General features: G+C 54.9%; 15 protein-coding genes and 1 tRNA gene. 2 read left to right on the forward strand and 14 right to left on the reverse strand.

Annotation, left to right across the window (positions count from 1 at the left end; all coding sequences use genetic code 11):
- Positions 1-154: 154 nt before the first annotated feature.
- The 4 genes from E0E20_RS02020 to E0E20_RS02035 all read right to left on the reverse strand — a co-directional run bounded on the left by E0E20_RS02020 (position 155) and on the right by E0E20_RS02035 (position 6,073).
- A complete protein-coding gene (locus E0E20_RS02020; RefSeq protein ID WP_165443939.1) occupies positions 155-2,476 on the reverse strand; it encodes a glycoside hydrolase family 95 protein in 2,322 nt (773 codons plus the stop codon).
- A 51-nt stretch (positions 2,477-2,527) separates the two neighbouring features.
- Positions 2,528-3,412 carry a carbohydrate ABC transporter permease gene (locus E0E20_RS02025; RefSeq protein WP_130836383.1) on the reverse strand — a complete coding sequence of 295 codons (885 nt, stop codon included), beginning with the start codon at positions 3,410-3,412 and terminating at the stop codon, positions 2,528-2,530.
- A 53-nt stretch (positions 3,413-3,465) separates the two neighbouring features.
- Positions 3,466-4,413 (reverse strand): ABC transporter permease, encoded by a 948-nt coding sequence (locus E0E20_RS02030; RefSeq protein WP_130836384.1) that lies wholly within the window; start codon positions 4,411-4,413, stop codon positions 3,466-3,468.
- 79 nt (positions 4,414-4,492) lie between these two features.
- Positions 4,493-6,073, reverse strand: coding sequence for an extracellular solute-binding protein (locus tag E0E20_RS02035; RefSeq protein ID WP_130836385.1), 1,581 nt, complete (start codon positions 6,071-6,073; stop codon positions 4,493-4,495).
- Positions 6,074-6,327: 254 nt separating this feature from the next.
- Between E0E20_RS02035 and E0E20_RS02040 the strand changes: the two genes are divergently transcribed.
- Complete coding sequence (locus E0E20_RS02040; protein WP_165443940.1) at positions 6,328-8,022, forward strand: sensor histidine kinase; 1,695 nt, start codon at positions 6,328-6,330, stop codon at positions 8,020-8,022.
- On the forward strand, positions 8,019-8,786 hold the full coding sequence (locus E0E20_RS02045; RefSeq protein ID WP_130836387.1) for a response regulator transcription factor: 768 nt from the start codon (positions 8,019-8,021) through the stop codon (positions 8,784-8,786). The genes E0E20_RS02040 and E0E20_RS02045 overlap by 4 nt, the downstream gene beginning before the upstream one ends.
- Before the next feature lie 28 nt (positions 8,787-8,814).
- On the opposite strand, the gene E0E20_RS02050 is transcribed toward E0E20_RS02045, so the two are convergent.
- The 10 genes from E0E20_RS02050 to E0E20_RS02095 all read right to left on the reverse strand — a co-directional run bounded on the left by E0E20_RS02050 (position 8,815) and on the right by E0E20_RS02095 (position 25,732).
- The gene (locus E0E20_RS02050) at positions 8,815-12,081 is read right to left on the reverse strand and encodes an alpha-mannosidase (RefSeq protein ID WP_130836388.1); all 3,267 of its coding nucleotides are present in this window, start codon (positions 12,079-12,081) and stop codon (positions 8,815-8,817) included.
- 48 nt (positions 12,082-12,129) lie between these two features.
- Positions 12,130-15,102: a family 78 glycoside hydrolase catalytic domain gene (locus E0E20_RS02055; RefSeq protein WP_130836389.1), complete on the reverse strand. Its 2,973-nt coding sequence runs from the start codon at positions 15,100-15,102 to the stop codon at positions 12,130-12,132.
- 8 nt (positions 15,103-15,110) lie between these two features.
- Positions 15,111-15,977 carry a carbohydrate ABC transporter permease gene (locus E0E20_RS02060; protein WP_130836390.1) on the reverse strand — a complete coding sequence of 289 codons (867 nt, stop codon included), beginning with the start codon at positions 15,975-15,977 and terminating at the stop codon, positions 15,111-15,113.
- Positions 15,978-15,989: 12 nt separating this feature from the next.
- The gene (locus E0E20_RS02065) at positions 15,990-16,907 is read right to left on the reverse strand and encodes a carbohydrate ABC transporter permease (RefSeq protein ID WP_130836391.1); all 918 of its coding nucleotides are present in this window, start codon (positions 16,905-16,907) and stop codon (positions 15,990-15,992) included.
- A gap of 72 nt (positions 16,908-16,979) precedes the next feature.
- Positions 16,980-18,338 (reverse strand): ABC transporter substrate-binding protein, encoded by a 1,359-nt coding sequence (locus E0E20_RS02070; protein ID WP_130836392.1) that lies wholly within the window; start codon positions 18,336-18,338, stop codon positions 16,980-16,982.
- 168 nt (positions 18,339-18,506) lie between these two features.
- A complete protein-coding gene (locus tag E0E20_RS02075) occupies positions 18,507-19,997 on the reverse strand; it encodes a response regulator transcription factor (RefSeq protein WP_130836393.1) in 1,491 nt (496 codons plus the stop codon).
- On the reverse strand, positions 19,969-21,765 hold the full coding sequence (locus E0E20_RS02080) for a sensor histidine kinase (RefSeq protein ID WP_130836394.1): 1,797 nt from the start codon (positions 21,763-21,765) through the stop codon (positions 19,969-19,971). Before E0E20_RS02080 ends, E0E20_RS02075 begins: the two co-directional genes overlap by 29 nt.
- Entirely contained in the window at positions 21,762-23,162 is a 1,401-nt protein-coding gene (locus E0E20_RS02085; protein ID WP_130836395.1) for an MATE family efflux transporter, read from the reverse strand. Before E0E20_RS02085 ends, E0E20_RS02080 begins: the two co-directional genes overlap by 4 nt.
- Before the next feature lie 256 nt (positions 23,163-23,418).
- Positions 23,419-23,491, reverse strand: a tRNA-Gln gene (locus E0E20_RS02090).
- 129 nt (positions 23,492-23,620) lie between these two features.
- Positions 23,621-25,732 carry a glutamine synthetase III family protein gene (locus E0E20_RS02095; protein WP_130836396.1) on the reverse strand — a complete coding sequence of 704 codons (2,112 nt, stop codon included), beginning with the start codon at positions 25,730-25,732 and terminating at the stop codon, positions 23,621-23,623.
- Positions 25,733-25,790 lie beyond the last annotated feature (58 nt).

Genomic DNA, 25,790 nt, shown 5'->3' on the forward strand with positions numbered 1-25,790 from the left:
ACCTTTCTATATATGAACATATATTCATATGTTTGAATAAAATATAGCTCTGATCCGAAAGTCTGTCAACCGTTTTCATTAAAATCCGCTCATGAAAAAGGCGGGGGACACGCCCCGCCTTCCCTCCCGGATGACCGCCGTCCCGGCCGGTCCTTTACGCTCTCTGCGCGTCAGACCCACCCGTTGATGCTTCATTCCTCCGCATATCTTCCGTCTGCGTGAAGCAAACTCCCCGACGCAGTTCTATCTCCTGTGTCTCACCGTTTTCCGTCAGGAGAAGCTGCATGTCCTGTCCCGGCATGATTCGCAGGTACGTGACTTTTCCGTGCTCCCACTTCATATCGAGAACGGCATCGCCGCAGATCCGCATGCCGCGGATTTCGCCGTCCGTCAATTCCTCCGGGAGAGCAGGAAGAAGATGCAGTCTCCCCTCTCGGCTCTGCACCAGCATCTCCAGCATTCCCGCGGCAGCTCCCATATTCCCGTCGATCTGGAAGACATAGCCGTCCCCCACCGGGTGCGTGTCCATAAGATTCGGGAACGTACCCATCGTCAGGATCGCTTTCAGGTTTTCAAACGCCCGCTCCCCCTGACGGAAGTTCGCCCAGAGGACAATGATCCACGCCCTCGACCATCCGGTATGCCCGCCCCCGTGTGAAAGCCGGTAATCCAGCGCTTTTTCCGCCGCGACCATCAGTTCCGGCGTGTCTTCCCATGTGATGGAATAACCCGGGTACACGCCGAACAGATGCGATATATGCCGGTGCCCCGGCTCCGGCTCCCGGTATTCCTCTCTCCATTCCAGCAGCCTGCCGTCGCTTCCGATCCGCAGCGGAGGGAGACGCCGCAGAAGCTCCCGCGCCGCTGCGGCCTTATCCTCCGGCTGATGGAGCAGCCCGCAGGCACGGCAGTAGATTTCAAAGAGGTCGCGCAGAATCTCGATATCTATCGTCGCGCCCTCACACATCGCCCCCATCTCGCCATGATCCGTCTGATAGGTATTTTCCGGCGACACAGAGGGAGATGTGACAAGATACCCCTCCCGATCCTCGATCAGAAAATCTTCAAAAAACAGCACGCATTGTTCCAGCACATCAAAATGCTCTTTCAGGAACGCAAGATCCTGCGTATAGAGATAGTGTCTCCAGATATGCGTAGCAAGCCATGCCTCCCCCATCACCCAGTAGGTGGAGGGAATCCAGATATCCTGCGGCGCGGTGTCCGCATGAATATCCGTATTGTGATGCGCCACGCTGCCTCTGCAGCCGTACATTTTTTCCGCCGTCTTCCTGCCGTTTTCACTGACCCGCCTCAGAAGATCAAACAGAGGGAGATGACACTCCGATAGATTGGCGCTCTCCGCCATCCAGTAATTCATCTCCGTATTGATATTGATGGTGTATTTGGAATCCCACGCCGGATAAAGCTGATCGTTCCATATTCCCTGCAGATTCAGCGGCAGCGTCCCTTCGCGGCTCCCCGCGATCATCAGATAGCGGGCAAACTGGAAATACTGCTCGAGCAGCCGTCTGTCCGCGACTCCGGCGGCTGCCCGTTTCAGCCGCTCGTCCGTAGGCAGTTCCTCCGCCGCGCCGTCTGTTCCGAACGTCAGAGACATTCTCGAAAACAGTGCAAAGAAATCCTCCTCATGCGCACGCATAAGAAGAGAGATATTCTTCTCACAGGCAGCATTGACGACCTGCCGGCAGATCGCTCCGCAGTCCGGATGTCGGAAGCCGGTCTCAATATCGAGCAGGATGGTTGCCTCCGTCACCTCTTTCGCCTCGACGAACCCGCCGACCGCCGTCACGCTTCCACCCGTCGTCTTTACCCTGAAAAACGTATGAAAGGGAATCCCTCCCACCGGCGCGTCCACCTGCATATACGCGCCGTCCTCTCCGCAGCTCCCCGATTCATCCTGCTGATGCCCGGCCCGCTCCAGATGGCAGTGAAAGGAAAAAGGCGTCCCGTCTTTGGTCGTCAGATGCACGAACATGCACTGATCCGGACAGGATATCCCGTAGCTTCTCTGAAACACCGTATCCCCGCAGCGGTATTCCAGTTCCGCCGTACCAGTGTCCATATGCAGCGTCCGACGGTAATCGCTGTACCGCGGACGGCTCCCCTCCTCCGTGTACTGACCGGGCGGGACATCTCCCTCCGCGTCGAAATGCAGCAGAAGCTCTCCGGCGGTCTGATAGGCCCGCGCCGACTGCGGCGTACCGGACAGCGCTTTCATCGAAAGGCGCTGCGCATCGGCAATCCTGCCCTCCCGCAGATGCTTTCTGATTTCCGGAAGATGCCGCCGCGCATCCGGATTGACCCGGTCCAGCGGCTTCCCGCTCCAAACGCTCTCCTCATTCAGAGAGATTTTTTCCTGAAAAACGCCGCCGTACACCATTGCCCCGAGTCTTCCGTTGCCCAAGGGCAGCGCCTCACACCAGCGTTCCGCCGGTTTTTCATACCATAATTCCATGTCCATACCCCTTTGCCGCGCTCTTTGCGGCAGCGATAAGTTCTGGTGATCTCAGCCTTTCACTGACCCAACCATCATACCTGTCACAAAATATTTTTGAAGAAACGGATAAATGCAGAGAATCGGCAGCGCTGCCACCACCATGGCCGCCGTCTGAACCGACAGGGTCGTTGTGTTCGAGGACGACGCGCCGGCCATCGCGGAGGTTGCGCTCACCTGTGTGGAATTGATCACCTGCATCATCAGGTACGCGAGATTCCGCAGAGCCTTCGACTGTACAAAAAATGTACAGTCATACCAGTTGTTCCATTTTCCGACACCGATAAACAAAATACAGGTGGCAAGAAACGGCTTTGAAATCGGCAGAATGATGCGACTGAACACCTTCAGCTCGCCGGCTCCGTCCATCATGGCCGATTCCCGCAGCGATCCCGGAATATCCTCAAAAAAGGTAATGCCGATCAATATAAAAAATATATTCAGAGCCCCGGGAATAATATACACCAGATAGTGATTGATGAGTCCCAGGGCTTTAAGAAGCGCATAATAGGGAATGATCCCTCCGGAAAAATACATACATACGATAATGATTGTCATGTACAGCTTCCGATGAACCAATTCCCGGAAAGAAAGCGCATACGCCACCAGAACCGTAAACAAAACGCTCACCAGTGTCCCCAGCGCCGTAGCGGAAACCGATATCCCCAGCCCCCGCAGCCATTTTATATCAGAAAAAAAGTCTCTGTAATTTCCCAGCGTAAATTTTCTCGGAAACCAATAAATCCCCCCGAAAGAGGCATCCAGCCCTTCGTTCAGCGAAATAATAAAAATATAATAAAAGGGATAAACCGTAACAAAAATCAGCACCGCACAAAAGATATAGTTGATCGTATCCAGAATTTTATCCTCTGCAGATTTTTTCAGCCAGCGCTTCATACTTCCTCCCGAATCGAACCGTCCCAGACAAAGCTCGCAGCAGAAAAATTCATTCAGAACAGGCTGCTGCCCGCCGTCCTTTTCGCCGCCGCATTGCTGACAAACACAAAAATCAGCGAAATGACGGATTGTACCATCCCCACCGCGGCCGCATACGCATATCTGCCGTTCGCAAGTCCGACATCGTACACATAGGTCTGAATAATTCCCGATGCCTCGCTGTTCATCGCATTCCCGAGCAGATAGCTCTGTTCAAAATTGGATCCTCCCAGACCACCACCGAACAGGTTCCCCAGCGCCAGAATCAGCACCGTAACAATGGTCGGCTTGATGCTCGGCAGCGTGATATACCTGACCCTCTGGAGACGGGATGCGCCGTCTAATATCGCGGACTCGTACATTTCCATATTGATGCCCATGATTGCGGCAAGAAAAACGATCGCCCACCATCCGGTTTCTTTCCACATATCGAGCACCGTCGCAAGCCCCCAGTACATCCCCGCATCCGTCAGAAAGCCGATCGGTTTTTTGATTACGTGAAGCGCCAGAAGAAAACGGTTCAGAATTCCGGACGAAGACAGAAACTGATACGAAATCCCCGATATAATAACCCACGATATGAAATGAGGAAGATAACTGGCCGTCTGCGTCAGCTTCCTGAACCACCCGCGGCGCATATCGCTGAGCATGACGGCAAAGGCAATCGGCAGCGGAAAGGTAAATATCAGCTTGCACAGACTGATCCCGACTGTATTTCTGACCAGCACCGGAAACTGAAAATCCGTCACAAATTCCCGGAAAAATTTCAGTCCGACCCACGGCGCCGTAAAGATGCCGAGCCATCCGTCCGTGATCTTATAGTCCTTAAAGCCCATCACCAGACCGGCCATCGGGATAATATTAAAAACCGACAGGTACAGGATCCCTGCAAGGACAAAAAGCTGAAGCGGTAGTTGTTTGCGGAATCCGCTCTTATGCTGTCCTACCTTCCGCCTGCGCATAGTTTTTCCCCCCGTATTCACAGCAGGCTGTGCGCATTACTGCTCACAGCCTCCGAACGCTTCCGTCTCTGTTCCGTCATCAGAACCCAAATTCCTGCTTTACTTTTTGGATCTGTTCCGTCATATAAGTGTTGTATGTGCCGATTCCCGCACTGTCGAGCGCTTTCATGAATTCCTCGCAGGCCGACTCAAAATCCTCATCCGTATCCGAAAAAATCGCCTTGGCTTCATACTTTTTCCGGATGTCCTCCAGCTTTGTATAGATAACGCCCTCTTCGCTGGTGGTCGATGGCTTGGCAATCCCGAGCTCAGGATAGTTGACGAAGCCCTTGCTGTATGCGCTGAACTCCTTCAGTTTGTCCTCCTCCATCCCCGAATAGTTCATATAGATCTCATCGATCGCCGACGCGCCAAAGTAGAACATTGTATTGTATTTTGAATACCAGACCTCACTGTTGCCGCGCGCCTCCAAAAACTCCTCGCTGAACTGCGGCACGCCGTTTTCATCCAGCATCCAGTCGTCACCCTCAACGCCCCACATGGAGGTGCGCCCGCCCTCCACAGAATTCAGATAGGCAAACAGCCTTGCCGCCGCCGTGACATCCCCGCAGTTCCGGGAAATAAACAGTCCTCCCCAGCCCTTGCCATCCCCAAGCGGAGGCTGTCCCAGCGGAGCAAGAACCGCCCACTTCGCCGAGTCACTGACCGCATTGCTCTGTAACTGCGTAAAGTTGGAATTTGCAAGGTACCAAGGATAAAAGACGCAGCCGTCATTATACGCTCTCTGGTGTCCGATTTCCTCATTTTCATTGGCATACTCTTCTGCCGAGATAAGTCCGTCCCGGTACAGAGAATTGGCATATTTCAAAAAGGACTTGTATTCCGGCGTCGCGCTTTCATAACGGTATTCCTTACCGTCATATTTTCCCTGACTGACCCCCGTCCAGATGGAGATGGGCTGAAGCTTCCAATATCCGCCCATCCCGAGAGGCGTCATCTCCGGATACGCCGTTTTCACTTCTTTAAGACAATTCCGGAATTCCTCCAGATTCGTCGGGACCTCGATTCCCGCCGCTTCAAGCAGATCCTGTCGGTAATAAATGCAGGTCTGCCCCTGCGCTCCCAGCTTCAGCTTATCCCAGTCCTCATTGCTGTTGTAATTGTTCAGCAGAGTATAGGCCCTGCCGTCCTCAGAAAGCGTACTGGCGATCCGGGTTCTCTCGTCATAATTCTCGGCGTTCTCAAAGGAAACACCCGTCATTTCCGCAAGCTCGTCCAGCGGAATGCACACATTGGAATTGCTGAGCTCATTGATCTCCGTGTCCGAAAAAACCAGATCCGGCAGCTCTCCCGACGCGATCATCACCCCAAGCTGTTTGGAATCGGTCGCGATGGTAACATCCAAATCAGTTCCCGTCGCCGCCTTGATCGCATCCGGTATTTTCCCTGTGAAGGAATCCACCGGATACCATGACATATTGATGAAAATAGACAGCTTGCTCAGCTCCCCGCTTTCTCCTGTGGATTCCGATGCCTTCGTTGCCTGCTCTCCGCTGTCTCCCGCCCCTGCCGCGGTTTCCGATGAAACGCCTCCGCAGCCGGAAAACAGCGCTGCCGCTGTTAATATAGCCAGAAAATATGCCGATAGCTTCTTTCTCATCCGTACTCCCTCCCCTCATCAATACATACTGTTGTCTGAATACTCTGCGGCTTCCGCATATTCAATCTACTATCTCGACAGCAATAATAAAAATGTCATTTCTTTAGATATATGCGCATTTTTCAGTTTTCGAATTGCCATATTGATGGGAAAAAACAATAATGAATAGTAGAGCTCCACCCTCTGTCAGCCCGCAGAGGCGTCGGCCGCGTCTCGAAATGGAGGGAATGATGTCCGCTGCGCAGCGAAAACTCATGAAATGGTTTCTGGACCAGAAAATATCCACAAAAATGCTGCTCGGCTTTATATTTACCGTTCTCCTGCCGATCGGCACGCTGTCGCTCATAATGTCCCGATATAATGCATATCAGACGGAAAAGGCCTACGCCGGACAGTTGAGACAGAACGCCGCCGCTCTGGCCTTTCAACTGGAATCCTCGCTGACGCAGATCAGCAACTACCGCTTCTGCTTTGATAATACAAAAAGTATTCAGAAATATCTGATCGGGGAATACTCCAGCACCTCAGAATTTCTGTTCAACTATTATGATTCCATAGAAAACTGCTTCAGCAGCTACGCCAATGACCATCGGGTACATAAAATCGAAATCATCGCGGACAACAGCTACCGCATCTACGTGCCGGATCGCCTGATTTCCACTGCCGGGACCGACGACTATGACGCCTTGTGCCGGCAAGCCGCCGCAAGCTATTCCGGATTTTGGGAGAGCGGCGATGACGGGTACTGGAATTATTACAGGCTCATCTATCTTTCCGGAACCACCAGTCCGATCGGTCTGCTTAGGATTCAGGCCGATGCCGCCCGGGTATTGGAGCAGTTCACCGGAATCCCCTCCGAGCCGCTTTACCTTCTCTCCGGCGACGATGTTTACTGCTTCTCCGATGGAAGCTACCGGCTCGCCGACGAACCGGAGGAGCTGCGCGGGGCGCTGCTCGATGGAGAATTTCTGACTGTCCCGATCCGCTCCGCTTCCTTTATGCTGTGTATACCGATGAAAGCCTGGAACCGTTCGCCGGAATTCGTCTTTTTTTATTTCACCGCCGCACTGTTCAGCATGCTCTTTTTCAGCGGGATTTATTTTTTTCTCAACCGGCTGAACATCGGCAGAATCATCGATTTTAACCGCTTTATCTCCGCTCAGCGCCCCGATGATCTCCGTGAATACAGCAGCAATTTATATACCGATGAAATCGGCGGCGTCATCGCAGCATACAACCAACTGGTGAACGAGGTAAACCATTTGGTGCACGACAATCTTGAGGCCAGCCTGAAAATGAATGAAGCGAGATATTATGCCCTGCAGGCTCAGATCAAGCCGCATTTTCTGTATAACATTCTGGAAAATATTCGCGCTTCCTCTGAAATACACGGCGATCATACGACTGCGGGAATGACGGAAATATTCGCAAATTATATGCGCTACGCCATGAACAATGATACCAGAAGCGCACCGCTTAGAAACGAGCTGAACGCCGCCCGCAATTTCCTGCGGATCAATCAGATACGCCTCGGCGATCAACTGCAATACTCCTTTTCCATAGAGACGGAGCTCGACAACATCTCCTGCCCAAGATTTGTTTTTCAGACCATCATTGAAAATTCCATCCGTCATGGGAAAATCAGCGGCATTCCGCTGCGGATATCCATTCATATCACGCCGTCTCTCGACAATGCGGAAAGCGTGCTCATCCGCGTGGCGGATAACGGCCGCGGCATCGATCCCGCCATGCTGAAATTCGCGCAGGATATCCTCTCCTCCCGCCGGATCTATCCGGCCACAAAGCATGTCGGTCTGCGCAACATCAATGACCGTCTCCGTTCGCACAATCCGGACCGCAGCGGGCTCAGCATCCATTCCGCGTCCCCGCCGGACGCACAGCACGGCACCATTGTCAGCTTCAGACTGTACAGAGGAGGAGAACCATGACGATTCTGATCGTTGAAGATGAAGCCAGAATCCGCAGCGCCATTGTCTCTTATCTGCGGGAGATCCGGGAATTTCCGTGCACGCTGTTCACCGCGGAAAGCGGGGAGGACGCGTGGAATCATTATTCCTCCGTTTCCATCGATCTGATCATCACCGATATCCGGATGCAGGAAATGAGCGGTCTTGCGCTGCTTGAAAGATTCCATATAAACCGCGGCAGAATACGCTTTATCATTATCTCCGGCTACGACGATTTTTCCTACGCGCAGCAGGGAATACGCCTTGGCGTCTATGATTATCTGCTGAAGCCGATAAACAAAAGTCTTCTGCTGAACGACGTGCGCAGCCTGCATCACGCTCTGTTTGCGGAGAAGGAAAGTCGGCCGGCGCTCCCGCCGGCTCTCATCTTTGACTTCGATCTCGATGACAGCAGCTTCCCAGTCTCTCTCCGGGAGATCATTCAATATATCCGACAGAATTATATGTATGATATTTCTCTGAATATACTGGCAGATGAATTCATGTTCAACCCCTGCTATCTCTCCAATACCATCAATAAAACAACCGGTCACAGTCTTGGCTTTCTGCTGGACTGCGTGAGACTTCGCGCGGCAGCCTCTCTCCTGCTGGGCAGCAAGACCTGTACTGTCGCCGATGTGAGCCGGATGACGGGATACAGCAGCGAGCGCCGTCTCTATCAGGCATTCCAGAAAAGACTTGGCACCACGCCCGGGGAGTTCAGAAAACGATATTCCCGCCGCTGAGCCCAAAGCCTGCTCCTTTGCGCCGGAGCTATTGATATCCCGTACCCCCGAAGATACCCGGAGATATCCTCATAGAGGGTGCTGTGACCGCAGCCGCATGAATCCGCACGGTCTTCACCTCAAACGGACGGAAGTCAAGTGAAAACGCGCCCTGTTCAGAGGGCAGGGCCGCCGTCTTCTCCTCCAGCATATTGCAGAGATACATGTCTCCGCTCCATGCGCTGCGTATCCGGACGGAGACCGAACGGTTCATCGACTCGTAGAAACGAAGAATGCGGTCGCCGCTTCCGTCCTCCGCCGTCTTCACCGTCTCCAGAATCACCGCGGGATCATCGATCCGGAGCCAGCTCCCGTTCCCGCGCCGGCCTGCGCGCGTAAGAAGCGGCACATTGAGCTCATACCCCTGACGCACCACATCGCTCTCACCAAAGCTCCCCTCCCACGCGGTAAAGGCATAGACAAAGCGGTGCTCTCCGTTATCCGCCCGCAGCTCCGGGGACGCCCCCGCGCGAAGCAGGGTCAGCTCCAGCGCGTTTCGGTTCATGCTGATTCCGTATTTCCCGTCATTGAGAACCGCCGCACCGTGAGAATCCTCTGCGAGCGCGGAATATCGGTGATTGCATACCTCGAAGCGCTCCCTGTCATAGCTCCGGGAGCGATGGGCAGGCCGCCGGATATATCCGAACTGAATTTCATTGATCCCCTCTGAGGCATGCACCGCGACCGGGAAAGAAACTTTCAGCAGCCGGTGCAGCTCTTTCCATTCGATCGTTGTATGAAACTCCAGACGGCGGCTCTCCGCGGCAAGCACAATCCGCTGTTCATACGAGGAATTGCCGATGCGGCCGCGAACCAGAAGCTCCGCCGCAAGCCCCTCGCCCACCGGCTCCGCGGAAACGCTCTCCGCTCCCGGAAGCTCCTGCTCCCGGTAATTCGAATCAATATCCCATGCGTCAAAGCGCCGCGGCACATCCTTATACAGGCGGAAGCGGTTCATCGGAGCCTGCACAAATTCCCTGCCGCTCTCTTTCCATACAAAGCTGATCAGCTCACCCCGCCTGTCTACGGAAGCTCTCACAAAGCGATTTTCCAGCACAAACGCACCGTCCGCAAGCCGCACGACAGCCGCGATCCCGGGCTCCGGCCGCTCTGCCTCGCGGTCCCGCTCCGCCGCCCGGTTCGACGGAATGAGGCTGGCAGAGCCGACGGACGGCACAGAAACCAGCGCCATCAGCCGGCCTCCGATGTTCTGCACCGGAATCCTCTGCAACAGGATATTCTGCGTCGGAATATTCTGCACCGGAACGTTCTCTGCTGCCTCGCCCGCCGCCGCGCCGCTTTCCTCTATCACCGCCGCGCCCTGCGCAAAGCGTTCGGGCAGCTCCACAAGTCCCGTCCGGTCAAAGCTGAGAGAATTAAACACCGTCACGGCATCCCCGTCCCGGCAGAGCAGCGCATCCATGCAGTCCTTCGTCCGCTGCGACGCCTCCGCGATCAGCGCGCGGACTCTCCTGTCCGCCTCCCTGTGGATGCGGGCGATCCCCGAGCCCGGGAGAATGTCGTGGAACTGATGAAGCAGCAGTTCTTTCCACAGCCTCTCCGCCGCGTCCTTGTCCACCTTGTCCGCCGCGCACATCCAGAGCTCCAGCTCCCGAAGCGCGGCCTCCGCTCTTCGGTTGTTGTACTTGATTTTTGCCTGACTGGTGTATGTCCCCCGGTGAGCGGTGAAATACAGCTCGCCGACATAGGTATTCACCGGACCTCCCGCTTCCTCCATATCATGGAAAAATTCCATCGGCCCGGCCATTTTTACAGCCGGCATTCCCTCCAGATTTTTCTCCCGTCTGCCGTATTCCAGATAATCTCTGGACGGGCCGCCTCCCCCGTCTCCATAGCCGAAGGGCAGAAGAAACGCGTCGAGATCTCTCGTCTGGCTGCGGGTTCTCCAGATCTGCTGCAGTTCGGAGGGATCCGTCCGATATGTATAGTTGGTCGGAAGAAAGGCTGTGACCGACGAGCCGTCCATGCCCTCCCAGCGGAAATAATGATACGGGAACTGCTCTCCGTCGTTATAGGACCAGAATATTTTCTGCGTGACAAGATAATCCACGCCGCAGCCCTTAAGAAGCTGCGGAAGCGCCGCCGTATAGCCGAAAGTGTCCGGAAGCCAGAGAAGCCGGCTTTCCACGCCGAATTCCTTTTTATAATATGCCTTTCCGTAAAGAAGCTGGCGGATCAGCGCCTCTCCGCCCGCCATGTTTGTGTCCGGCTCCACCCACATGGCGCCGTCCGCAATCCATCTTCCCTTTTTTACCGCCTCCTGTATGCTCCGGAACAGCTCCGGCGCATACTCCCGGCACATTTCATAAGCGGCCGGCTGGCTCTGGATGAAGCGGTATTCCGGATATTCCTCGAGAAGCCTGAGCTGCGCCGCAAAGGTGCGCGCCGTCTTGCGGAACGTCTCCTCCATAGGCCAGAGCCACGCCAGATCCAGATGGGCGTTTCCCACCGCATAAAACTTCGGCACGGTCGCGCCGTTCTCCGCCGCCAGTACCGGTGCAAGCACCGCCCGCCCCGCAAGATATGAGGCGATGCGGCTCTCTCTGTCCTGCTCAAAATCCACGGCCAGCGTAAACCGCTCGAGCGCCTCCGCGACTTTTGCCGCCCGGAGCGAGGAGGGCTCCAGCGTGTCCAGCAGCTGACACAGCGTATCGGCATCCATAAAAAGCTGATAGCAGGTCTCATTCCATATTCCGTAGCTGCAGCGCCCGAGTGTTCTGCGCTTTCCCTCCTCCGGATGCGCCTCATACGCTCCCGGCAGCACCGGCCCCGTGGCACAGCCGCCGGTCGGGGCCTCCGGATAATCATGGCCCGCATACGTCTCCATCTGAATCGTATATGTCTCGTCTCCCGCCGCACAGGCCGTCAGAAAATTATCCTCCAGAAAATGATGCGGCCGGTCGACCCAGTCCGCCCGGTAGGTCCCGAACGCCTGTCCGTTCACAAACAGCGTGCTCTCCCCGCCGGGATGCAGGTCCATGACGATTCTCTCGCCGCGGGCCCGTTCCGGCAGCACGATCCGGCTCCTGAACCAGCAGTACTCCCACTCCGTTCCCCACTGCCAGCCCGGCCGCACCGCCTCGTAGGAGAGCTCCCCCGCCCTCTCCGGAGAGAGCCGCTCCATGGTCCGGGCCGCCTCCCATGAAAGCTCGCCGAGCGGCTCATAGAAATCATCCTGCAGCGTGCGCATCCAATGCTTCAACCGGTCACGCCATTCGGCGCTCATTACGTTCATCTCTGCCTCCCGCCTGCGGCTCCCATCCGCGCTGCTTTCACCGGCAGCTCAGCCGTCCCCGCGCATTGTCTGAACCGTCAGCTCAAAATCCTCCGGAATGTCCGCTTTCCCGCAGATCTGTATTTCCTCCGGAATTCTCAGAAGAAGCTTTTTGATATCCTTATTCCAGTCGACATAAATGCTTCCGAACGGCGTCGGGATTCCCCCTCTGCACCAGCGCAGCTCCGTATCCGGAAGTCGGAACGATATGCTTTTCCACCCGCTCTCTTCCCGGCGGACCCCAAGCAGATATTTCTGCATCAGCATCGCGGGAACTGTGGACCACGCATGACAATAGCTCCGCGTCCGGCTGTTTTCATAGAAGCCGGGGAAAACCTCCCAGCACGTGGTCGACTCGTATCGTATCATCTCACCCCAACGTTTTTCGATATCCTCGAACATCTCCCTCTGCCTGCCGAGCCTTGCCCACGCCTCGTACAGATAATACAGCATAAACGGCGATCCCACATCCAGAAAGTCGTCCGGACGGTGCAGGACGTATTCCGATACCCTTTGCTTCCGGTACGGCTCATCATCCAGTATCCCATAGAGAAGAAGAAGCGTATGCGTCTGTATGCTGTATGTTTCCGCCAGATCCCTCTTCGGGCTCCAGCCATCTCGAAAAGCCTCTCTCTCACTATCCCAGAGCCTGTCCAGAAGATATTTCCTTAATATTTCCGAAGTGTCAAGAAACTCCCGCCGGTCTGCCGCATAGCTTTTTCCGGCCTCTTCCCCCGGCGCTTTGTTCTCCATCCGCGAGGCAAATTCCGCGGCCTTGCGGTAGCACCACGACAAAATCCCCTGATAGGCTGTGCTCACACAGTCATTGGAAACATCCAGCTTCGCCCAGTCGATCAGATTCCACGAGCGGACGAGGAACCCGCCCTCCGGCGTAATGAGCTTTCTGTAATACCGAAGTCTCTCTCTCAGCTCCCCATAGATCGCATCCAGAATGCCGCTGTCCCCGCTCACTTCGATATACTGCGCGAGCATCACCATCCAGTTCATCGTCCACATCGGGATCGGTGTGATCCAGTCCGTCGGCGTCAGCGCATTGCCCAGCGGCGTCATATCCGCAGCCGTCGCGCCGAATAAGAGATTGTGCCTGATAAATCCATAATCCCCGGACAGAAACGCATCCACGGCCGCGCTCACCTGCGAGTCTCCCAGCCAATACGCCTGCTCATAGGTCGGAGAATCGGCATACGTATCCGCCTTGCTGTCCTCCATCGTCTGTCTGCACATCTGCCATATCCGGTTCAGCCGGTCACGATTGCACGCAAAGCTCCCGCTCCCCGCAGAAGCGTATGTCTCATGCTGCAGCGCAAGCGTCCTGAGCTCCACGCTCCGCCCGCCGCAGCTCCGTACACTGATCATGGCATACCGCAGCCCCATTTTTGCCATGACGGTGTAGCTCTGCCAACCCTCGCGGCAGATATAGCGGACGCCGTTGTTTATTCCGATCGTATGATCGATTTCCCCCCGGTACATATTTTCAAATCCGTAAATATCCAGAATCGTCCCTGCCGGCGCTTTCACGGATATGGTCAGATACCCCACATAAATATCGCCGAAGTCAGCGATCAGTCTTCGATAGTCCCCCGCTGCCGGCGGATCGATCACCGTAGTCTCATCATTGCTCCACAGAATCCCGAGATGCCTGTCACGGATCGCATAATCGGCCCGCGGGACCGCCAGACGGGCCAAAGAGAGCAGATAGGCATCCTCCATAACATCCTCCGGCGCCGTCCATTTCACCTCATACCCGAGCCGGCCGGCCGTTTCCGCCAATGCCTCTGCCGACGAGCAGGCAAAAAGCTGCTTCTCTTCCTCTCCGATCATGCTGATATCCGGATGAATGGTATGAAACCCGTCCTGCAGCGCTGTGATTTCCATGACCGGTCCCACGACAAAAAAGTTGCCCCGATCACCAGCTCCGCACTTCTTCATGCAGATATCCTGCGGAAAGCGGAGCTCGATATGGCTGTACAGATCATCATATTTCCCGTGCAGGAACATAAGAAAGAAATTGTCGCCTTTTTCGAGCCTCACCTCCACGTCTCTGGCCGCGTCCGTAATCTCATATACCGTCTCTCCGAGCCGGAACGAGCCGATGAGCCCGTTCCATGTCCGATTCGGGAAGCTGATTCTCCCTTTCTGCTCAGACCCGCTTACAATAATGCCGCCCAGAAACGCATTGAAGTTCGTTTCATCCGCATCCCGCCTGTCGCCGAAAAAGGCTCTCCGCGTATTCACCGTGAAGACCTGACCGCCCTTTTCCACATCCTCCAGCCGGACAATCTGCTTCGGGTAAACCATCTGCGTATGACAGCTCCGCACCGGAAGCGGCGTCAGCTCCCTTTCTTTCGGCTCCGCAGGCTCTCCGGTCTCTGCCGCGCCGCATGTCAGAACCCTCGGTAGCACCCGCTCAGAGTATACATATGACCTCGCGGGCCCCACAGAGGGCCAGCTCTCCGTAATCCCGGCATCCTCTCGCCAGCGCTGCGAAAACTTTCTTCCGTCAAAATATTCCGCAAACCCGAGATTCACATTTCGTTTCGGCGCATATGTGATAAAGCCCGGATTTCTCAGCGCCCGGGTTTCCGTTCCCGAAGCTGCGATGACGGTATCGCCGCACAGAATCTCAAAAAGCAGTCCCCCCTCATCCGCCTGCGACTGATAGGTCGACCAGCCGTAGTTCCACACCTCGACCGCGAGATAATTCTCCGAAGACAGCAGCAGCGGCGTGATGTCATAGCTGTCGCAGAAGCATCTGCCCCTGACGTTTCTCCCCGGCCCCCGTCCGACAGGCTTTCCGTTCAGAAGCACCTCATATTTCGTGACCGCCGTAATCCGCAGCAAAACCGGTTGTCCGGCCGTGAGATCACACCCGTCAATCCGAAAGCGCTGCGCAAAGCAGGCCCTCTCATTCTCCGTCGTGAGTCCGTCCGCAAGCCATATCCATTTTCCATGTGTTATCATCACATTTTTTACTCTTTAACCGAGCCCCCCGTAAGTCCGGATACAATCTGCTCCGAAAACAGAAAATAAATGATAAGAATCGGGATGAGCGCCACCGTGACGGCCGAAAAAATCTTATCCCAGTTCTTAAGAAAGTTGCAGGTATATTCATAGATCGCAAGCGTCAGCGTGTAAGCGCTTTTCTTCTGGATGAATACCATAGGCAGGAAAAAATCATTCCAGACCATAATGAACTGAAGAAGCCCGACCGTGAAAAATACGGATTTGGAAACCGGCACGATAATGCCGGCAAAGATGGTCAGATCACCGGCCCCGTCAATTCGTGCGGATTCTATCACCGCAACGGGAAATTCTTCAAAAAATCTTGTAAAAATCGTAAATGCAAACGAAAAATTTGCCGCGTAAATAATCATGAGACCATAAATATTTGCCAGACCCGCCTTGGAGAGCATCAGATACAGCGGCAGTATCGTAAGCTGTACCGGGACCATCAGGCCGACAAGAAAATAGCCCTGCAGAAAGCCTTTTCCTCTGAAATCGTACTGTGCGACGCCATAGGCGAGGAGCGACGATACGGCAATCATCAGAATGAGCGCCACGCCCACAAGGCAGACGCTGTTCAGGATATAGCGCCAGAATTTCTCCTCCACAAAGACCGTGACATAATTCTCCAGCGTCGGCTTCTGTGGCCACCCCGTTATGTTCCGGATGAGCTCCGTCTTCGTTTTGAATGAATTGGTCACCGTGACCGCGATCAGAAAAATCGTAATAAAGGAGTACAGCACCATCACCAGAGAGATCATATCCTTACAGATCCTCGTCCCTCTCCCTGTTCTGTAATCCGAAATCGTCTTGTCTTTCCATTTCTGCTTCACTGCCGCTTCCCCCTACTTTCTGATCCACTTGATAATCCGGAACGTCACAAGATACGCGATGAGAATAATTCCCAGCAGCACGACGCTGATCGACGAGCCGAAGCCGATATCCGTCGTCCCATAGTACGTCCCTCCGAACGCGTAGCGGTAAAAAACCATGGCGATAAAATCCATGGTGTTGTCAATTCCGCCGGAAGATCCGAATACAACATAGGGAAGTCCGAACATGGTCAGCGCATAGATGACGCTGAGCGGAAGATTCGACGATAGGGAAGCCCTCATATTCGGCAGAATCACGGAGAAGAAGCGCCTCACATCGCCGCAGCCGTCCAGAACGGAGGCCTCTATGATGTCTATGGAAACAGCCTGCATATCCGCATAAAAAATCATCATGCCGGAGCCGATGCACTGCCAGACGATCATCGCCACAAATACCTTAAACATCCATTTCGGATCACCGATCCAGGCCACCGTATAGGAGCTGCCCAGCGTATTTCTGATCAGGCTGTTCAGCATTCCTATGTTTCCGTCAAAAACAAGAATGGAGAAGAAGCCCACGATCGCCGTGCTCAGTACATACGGCAGAAAGAGCATGACCCGGATATATTTGCTGAATTTTATCCGAAGATACAGGATATACGCAAAAAAAAGCTGAAGCGGCGTAATGAAGAACAGAACCGCGAGAAGATACTTAAATGTCACCTTTAAGGAATTCATCAGAATCGGCGACATCCGTTCCCCGAACAGCAGATAGGCAAAGTTATCAAGCCCGACAAAGGTCATCGGACCTATACCGCTCCACTGAAAGAACGAAAAACAGACTGAGCAGATAATCGGTACGATCACAAAAACCGTATAGAGAATGGTTCCCGGAAGAATAAAATACAGGTACGTCCGGCGTTTCTTATTTCTGTTTGTCGACTGTTCCATCGTTGTCCCCAATTGTATAAAAATAGAGGGCTGTCTGACACAGCGGACAGCCCTCCCGATAACGCTCACCGTTTACTGAAGATACTCCTCCCTGCTGAGGCACAGCGCCTGAAGCTCATCCACAAAATCCTGAACGCTCATGGCTCCGGTAAGAATTTTCAGCTGATCCTCCTCCCATACGTTGCAGGGAGAATCGCCGGTTCCCGCCTGATGGCCGAGAATATCATAGTAGCTCGTCGCCATCGTCGTAAAGCTCCCGGACACCTCGCGGACGACCGGATCCTCCGCGACGATTTTCGTCGTGCAGGGAATGCCGCCGCTCGCGTTGAGCCACCTTGTCTGCCCGTCCACCGACACAAAGTAATTGACAAACGCAAGCGCTGCGTCCTTGTTCTGCGTCTTCGCGCTGACTGCCATGCCGGCGCTGTTCGTCGCGACAAACGGATATTCTCCGTCCTCGGTGGGAAGCTGGAACGCGCCGAAATTAAGCTCCGGATTGAGCTCCTCAAAGGTCGAGATATTCCATGTGCCGTTGATCACCATGGCCGCCTGCCCGGTGGCAAACGCGATGGTTGCGCCGTCGCCGGTGGCTCCCGTCCAGTTCGGACCGAAATATCCCTCCTCGCCCCATTTAAGAAGCGTATTGTAGGAATCCACCACGCGCTCGTCGTTCACATTGACGTAGCCCTCCGTCTCCCATTCCCGGATATAATCGAGATGCTGCGCCGCGAGAATCGGCTCCCAGATAAAGAGGATATTCCACGGATCCGAGGCCGCAAGGCTGATCGGCTGAACGCCCGCCTCTTTCATGCTCCGGAGAAGCTCCTCAAATTCGGAAAAGGTTTTTGGAATCTTCCAGCCGTTTTCCTCAAAGATATCCTTATTGTAAAAGACGGCTCGCCCTCCCGTCTCCGCCGTGGGCGTCTGATAAACGGAGCCGTCCTCCAAGGTGACGATATTCATTGCCGTCGTATCGTCAAACGTACTCCAGTCAACAAGATCCGTGAGCTCCATGAGCAGCCCCTGCTCCACATAGGACTCATAATTGGTGGTCGCCTTTCCGTTCGTCCAGAAAACGTCCGGGCACTCATTCGCCTGCATCGCGGTCTGGAGAAGATTGTAATACTGATCGCTGGTCTTGACAGAATACTCGACCTCCACGTCCGGATATGCTTCATGGAAGCCCTCGATCACAGCCTTGAGCGGCTCCTCAAACTGCGCTGTATGCTCCCACACCACAAGCTTTCCGCCGACCTCGCCGCCGGTCTCTGCCGTCTCTGTCGTTTCTTCTGCCCCGGCCGATTCTGCGCTCTCGGAATCCGACGCGGCCGTCCCGGCCGGCTCTGCTGTTCCTGTCCCTGACGAACCGCAGGCGGCCAGTGAAAGCGCCATGGACGACGCGGCAAGCAGCATAAGCAGTTTTCTGTTCATCTACGTCACCTCCCTGATGTACGGCTTCGGCCCCACCGCCGAAGCTCTCTTTGTTTATTATGTATAAATATTAGCATCATGGGCCGGATTATTTTATGCACTTATTTCTTGATTTGCTTCAAAAATTGTATTTTAATTGTGCTTTATGTATCCTTTTTAAGCACTTTTTTACGTTTCATTCACTTTTTTATGATATCGCGCCCTGTACTGCCTGACGGTTATCTTCTCCATCTTCTTAAAGAGCCGGAAGAAATAATTTACATTGGGAATGCCGACCGCGTCGCTGATCGTCTCCGTGGAAGCTCCGCTTGTCCTGAGCATGAGCTTGGCCTTTTCTATCCGGAGATAGTTGACATACTGCACGTAATTCATATTGAATTTATGCTTGAAGTACTGCGAAAAGTACGACGCGCTCATCCCGAACCGCTCTGCCACCGCCGCCTGCGGAAGATCTCTCATATAATTTTCCTCAAGATATTCCCGGATCTGCTGGAGCTCGTCCTGCCCCTTGGCTCCCTTAGCCGTGAGCTCAACCATGCGGACCAGCCATTGTTCCATTGAGCGCAGGGATTCCATCCTGCTGATCATCCGGTAACTCGGTTCCTCCCCGATATAACTCTCTGCGCGGTCGAGACCGTACCATTTTTCACCATAGGCAATGGCTTCCTGAAGAAATCGCATAACCTCTTCCTTTATTCTCTCCGGGGACGGATGCTTTTCTCCGCAATACGCAAAATATTCCCGAATCTCTTTCCGCATTTTCCGGAGCCACACCGCCGAAAAGGCATCTTCACGGCTAAACGATATTCTCCTGTTTTCTCCCGCATGCTTCTCCGTTATTTCCGCCGGCGCTTCAAAAATCCGGCTTTTCTCATAAAAAAAAGATTCGGCAGCCGCTTCCCTCGCCTCTTCCATGCTCTCCTGAAGCGCCGCCTCGTTGGAAACGCTTCGGGAAACGCCGATATAACAGTTTTTACCCATATACAGGGACAGATTCCCGCTGATTTCTCCGAAATGCTTTTTCAGCGCGGCCAGTCCCCCGTCTCCCGCAATCATCCCGACAAGCTCGCAGCCGTGCCGGATAAAGCAGCTGCCGATATCATATTTTTCAAGCATGTTCCTGACCATGCCGCCGACAAGCTCCATGCTGATATCCTCTTCCGTCGCACGGTACAGCTCGTTCTCCCCCCGGAAAACAAAAAACGCGCACCGCAGACAGCTCCCGGATTCCAGAATCCTCTTCGCGTCATCATGGATATAATTCCGCATATTTTCGAGCTCCCCGGAGCCGGCCTCCTTTTTCAGAGAGATCAGAATGTCCGGCAGCTCGTGTTCATTGAGCTCATGCTTCAGGATATACCTGCCGGCCCCGCACTCCATCGCCTCCCTTGCATAGGAAAAGTCTTCATAGCAGCTTACGACGACGAACTGCATTTTCGGATACTTCTCTCTCAGCTCTTTCATCAGGGAAAGTCCTGATTCCCCCGGAAGACGGATATCCGTAAGAAGAATATCCGGAGGCTCTCCGGCGACGCCCTCTTTCGCTTCCTCCGCCGAAGCATAGGCTCCGGTCACGCGGATGACCGGCGATTCCTCTATACTCATCCGCAGCCCCAGCCGCACCAGCGTTTCATCCTCCACAATGGCTACCCGAATCATCCGATCTCCCCTCAATTACCGGAAGCGTAAGGCATACCCTCACTCCTCCGTCCGCATTATTCCCGATCTGCACCTGATAGCGTTCCCCATAATGAAGTCGGATACGTTCTCTTACATTTTCAATCCCCACACTGTCCCGGACACTCTGCTCCGGTCCCGGCACGGCCGCATCCTCCGTTTTCGCGGCAGAAAAAGGATCCTTCGGCGCCGCTGCGGGAAGCCCTCTTCCGTTGTCGATGATTTCCACCATCAGATCCTCACCCCGCCGCATTCTGATCTGAATTCTGCCCTCGCGGGAGCTCCCCCGGAAGCCGTGGATAATACAGTTTTCCACAAACGGCTGCAGCATGAACCGCCCGATCATAAGTCCCATGACGTTCTCCGGAATATCGTATTCCACCGTAAAATTCATGAAACGGATCTTCTGAATATAAATATAGCTTTCTACCAGATCGATTTCTTCCCGGACAGAGATATCATCCTGCTTGTTGTACGCCACACCGGAGGTCAGCTTCATCAGCGACTCCACCATCATTTTGATGCTCTGCTGCTTATTCAGCACCGCCATCCATTTGATCGAATTCAGCGTATTGTATAAGAAATGCGGTCCGATCTGCATATAGAGCACCTTGATCCGCTGGAGATTTTTCGCTTCCTCCTCCGATCGGACTCTTGCCAGCAGACGCTGTATCTTGATGATCATTTCATTATACTTTTCCGCAAGCTGCCGGATCTCATTGCCGCCCGGAGGAAGCGGCACCTCCCGGAATTCTCCGAGCGAAACCCGCTCCATGCCCGAGCTCAGCATCCCGATCGGCCGGACAATAAAGCGGTGCATGGCAAAGTACCCGCAGAGCAGCACGATCACATAAAATACGGAAAACAGAACAGAGAGCCTGATCAGTGAATTTACGCGGGAATACAGCTCCTCCCGGTCCACGACAGCCACGCTGGTCCATCCGGTTTCCTGCAGCCGGTCATACACGGCAATCTGAGGCTGTCCATCCTCCCCGGTGATGAAAACATACCCGCTGTCCGAGGAGAGAAGCGCCGGCGAAATACCCGTCCCCTCACTGGTCCCCACAAGCTGTTTCCGGTCCGAACCGATGATCTTTCCATCATCGGAAAAAATATACCAGTGACTTCCGCTTTCCGTGAGAACAGGATAATTCATCAGCTTTGCCAGCGAATCGCTGTAAAAAAACATATAAAGAACGCCCACGGCGCCGCTCGGAGAATTGATGGCTCTTCCAAGAGCATAGCACTTGGTTCTGGCGGAATTGACGCTCTGCATGATATTCGTCGGGAGCCATACCCTCTTTCCCTCCGCCGCAATGACGGCGGCCTCATATCTGTCCCGGTATTCCTGCAGATTCACATAGGATTTCCCATACGTATACACCTGGTTCTCGAGACAAAGCGCTATCCCGTTGGTCGATCTTCTCGTATTCAAAATCGACTTCATGACGACTTCCATGGCATCCGAGGACTCGCCATAGACGCCGCCGTCTATATATCGCTTTGTCGACGCATCATAATAGACGGTCATGGACAGCTCGTCGTAGTTTTCCAGAAGAAGCGCTATGCTTTTATTCGCTGCTTCCAGAAGATTTTTCCTCTCCTCGATCGCTGTCGTCAGAAGATCATGGGAATATCTTCTCACCATGAAGAGAAACAGGAAGACGCCGGGCATAATAATGGAAACCAGCAGAATAATAATAACCTGCACGCCGGTCCGGCTGCCGATCCATCTCCATGATCTCTTCAATTTCCCGCCCCCGTATTCCGCATTTCCAGCCTCCGCGCCGGGCGCTTGACCAGAAGCACCGCGATCATCAGTACGGCCGTCACCGCAAGGCTGACCGGATACACCGTCATAATGGCCGCAAAGCTCCTGTGCGCCGGAAACACCAGATATATCCACGCAATCCGGGTGCCGCACACGCCGGCCATCGTCAACAGCGCCGGAATCAGCGATATCCCGTACCCCCGAAGATACCCGGAGATATCCTCGTAGAGGGTGCTGAAAACATAAGCAAAAAAGATATACATCAGCCGGGTGTAGCCGCTGCGGATCACCTCCGGATCGGCGTTGAAAAGCCCCAGAAGCTCTCTGCCGAGGAACAGGATCAACGCGACCGCCGCGCCAAGACCGAGATACCCCTCCGCCAGACACAGCGCCAGCGTCCGCCGGCAGCGCCCGAGCTTCCCCGCGCCGTAATTCTGTCCGGTAAAGGTCGTACAGGTCTGCGCGAACGAGTTCATCACATCATAGGCAAAAATCTCAATATTGAATGCCGCGCCGGAGGCTGCCATCACAATCGTTCCCAGACTGTTGATCGCCGTCTGAATGATGATATTGGCAAAGGAGAATACCGCTCCCTGCAGCCCTGCCGGGATTCCGATCCGGAGAATGCGGGCCAGTATCGGCCCGTCCGGCCGGAGCGACGCGCGGCAAAGCCGGATCGCGCTCTGTGTGCGGAGCATTCCCGCAAAAAGGACCGCCGCGCTCATTCCGCTGGAGATCAGCGTCGCCAGCGCCACGCCGTCCACCGTCATACCAAGACCCGCGACAAACACAAAATTCAATGCCACATTGACTGCTCCCGCCGCCGTCAGCGCGATCAGCGGCGTCCGGGTATCGCCATAGCCGCGGAAAATGGCCGCCGCGAAATTATAGAGCAGGATCAGCGGGACCCCCAGAAGATAGATGCGCAGGTAGCGCACGGCCAGCCCCAGCACCTCCTCCGGCACGCTCTGGCTCCGGAGCATCGGCTCGGCAAAAAGCTCTCCGCACACCATGAGCATAACGCCCATCACAAGCGCCAGAACAACCGACGTATGCACCGCTTTCCGGATTGTGTCCTTGTCGCGTCCGCCGGCCGCATTGGCGACCACCACATTCGTCCCGAGAGAAATGCCCGTAAAGGAATGAACCAGCAGGCCGATCACCGGACTGCTCGCTCCCACCGCCGCCATGCAGACCGCACCCAGCTTCCCGGTGCAGCGCCCCACCACCGCGACATCCGCTGCGTTGAACAGCTGCTGCAGAATCCCCGTCGCCGCCAGCGGCAGCGCATAGAGCAGGATCTTATCCCAGAGGGAGCCGTTTATCATATCCATTTCTTTTCTGCCGCCCGCTTCCGCGGCCGTCTTTCCCGTCATCTCATTCATCCCTTACTGAATCCAACCCTTTCGCTTCTGTCCGATGCCGATCTGCGCCTGATACGCCTCCCGGACCTGCATGATGCAGTCCCTCCGGCTGCGGTTCTCCCCGCACACCGTTCTTCTGACTGCTCTACCATAACTTTATTCCGTACAAAGATCAACATCTGACTGCAAGGCAGCCAGCATCCGTTTTCTTCGCCCTCACGCAAAAGACAGTCCCCGGCCTCATCTGCCGGGGACTGTCCGAAATAAACTGGGCTAGAAGGATTCGAACCTTCGAAATGACGGAGTCAGAGTCCGTTGCCTTACCACTTGGCGATAGCCCAATATGCAATTTGCAGCGGCGAACCCGCTACAAATTGATATTATACTGAAACACTTATGGAAATTCAAGTCATTTATTCCATTTTAATTGTCCGACTTGTTCTGTGCGAATGCCGTTTTGTCTGACTCTCCTAGACCTCAAACAGCAGATCCTGATAGGTGGGGAAAGGCCACATCGCCTTGTCCACAAGGAGCTCCAGCTCGTCACAGGGCTTCCGGAGAGCCGCCATAGCCGGCTTGACCGAATCCTTATAGAAAAACGCCTGCTTTTTGCGGTCCGCGATCTGTCCCGCCTGTTCGTCCAGCGCTTTCAGGTTGTTCAGCGCATTATCCGCCTCATTGATGAGCGCGGCGACCTCGTTCAGGCGTCCCATCTCCGCCATAGTCGAGACCCCCGCCTGCTTCAGAGCATTGGTAGTGGTCGCCAGCCTCCCGGCATAGTGAATGCAGGCCGGAAGAATCTGCCGCCCCGCCATGTCGATCATGGTCAGCGCCTCGATGTTGATCATCTTGGCGTAGGTTTCATAGGTGATCTCCTCGCGCGAGGACAGCTCCGCCTTTGTGAAGATGCCGAAGCGGGAGAACAGCGCCACCGACTTGTCCGTCGTCAGCGCGGAAGCCGCCTCCACCGTGGACGGAATATTCGGCAGACCGCGGCGGGCCGCCTCTCTGACCCACGCCTCCGCGTAGCCGTTGCCGCTGAAAATAATCCTCTGATGCTCAATCAGATTCTTCTTGATCAGATCGTGCACGGCGCCCGGAAAGTTTTCCGCCCGTTCGAGCTCGTCCGCCGCATCGGAAAACGCCTCCGCAACGATGGCATTGAGAACGGTGTTGGCCGAGCCGATGGAATCCGCCGAGCCAACCATGCGAAACTCAAATTTATTACCGGTAAAGGCAAACGGCGAGGTACGGTTGCGGTCCGTCGCATCTTTTTTCACATCCGGCATCGTAGAAATCCCGGTCCTCAGCACCCCTCCCTGAATATGCTTTTCCGCAACGCCCGTCTCAATGAGCTGGCGAACGACGTCCTCGAGCTGCTCGCCGAGAAATACGGAAATAATCGCGGGGGGCGCCTCTTTCTCCCCGAGACGATGATCGTTTCCCACATCCGACGCGCTCTGACGCAGGAGATCCGCATGGATGTCAACCGCCTTGAGCACGCAGGAGAGCACCAGAAGAAACTGGACGTTTTCCTCCGGCGATTCGCCCGGGTCAAGAAGATTCACGCCGGTGTCCGTCGTCAGCGACCAGTTGTTGTGCTTGCCGGAGCCGTTGATCCCCGCAAAAGGCTTTTCGTGCAGGAGGCACTGCATATTGTGATGAATCGCGACACGCTTCATCGCCTCCATGATGATCTGATTGTGATCCGTCGCCACATTGGCATTCTCGTAGATCGGCGCAAGCTCATGCTGGGCCGGAGCCGCCTCATTGTGCTGCGTTTTGGCCGGCACACCCAGCTCCCAGAGCTCGTTGTTGAGGTCTTTCATATACGCGCCGACGCGCTCCCGGATCACGCCGAAGTAATGATCCTCCATCTCCTGTCCCTTGGGAGCCGGCGCGCCGAACAGCGTCCGTCCGGTGAACACCAGATCCGAACGCTTCTGCCATTTTTCCATATCCACGAGAAAATATTCCTGCTCCGCGCCGACCGAGGGCGTCACCTTGCGGGCCGTCGTATTTCCGAACAGGCGGAGAATGCGGAGCGACTGTATATTGATCGCCTCCATCGAGCGCAGGAGCGGCGTCTTTTTGTCGAGCGCCTCACCGTTATAGGAGCAGAACGCGGTGGGAATGCAGAGCGTAAGGCCCGTTGCCGTCCTCTTCAGAAAAGCGGGCGAGGTGACATCCCATGTCGTATAGCCGCGGGCCTCAAAGGTGGAGCGGAGGCCGCCCGAGGGGAACGAGGAGGCGTCCGGCTCGCCCATGATCAGCTCCTTGCCGGAAAACTCCATCAGCATGTGGCCCTCCGGGTCGGGCGCGGTCACAAAGGCGTCGTGCTTCTCCGCAGTGATGCCCGTAAGCGGCTGAAACCAATGGGTATAATGGGTCGCGCCCTTTTCCATCGCCCAGTCCTTCATGGCCTTGGCCACGACATCCGCATCGGTGCGGGAGAGCTCGCCGCCCTCGCTGAGTATCCTCAGAATTTTCTGATAAACCTGCTTCGGAAGACGCTCGTGCATTGTGCTGATTGAAAAAACATTTTCACCGAACATTTTTTCCACATTCGTAATGTCTGCCATAAACCTCCGGTCTCCTGCTGCCGTCTCTCTTTTGCCCGCATCGGCTTTCTGCGCATTG

Source organism: Lachnoclostridium sp. Marseille-P6806, assembly GCF_900625025.1.
Classification (GTDB): Bacteria; Bacillota; Clostridia; order Lachnospirales; family Lachnospiraceae; genus CAG-791.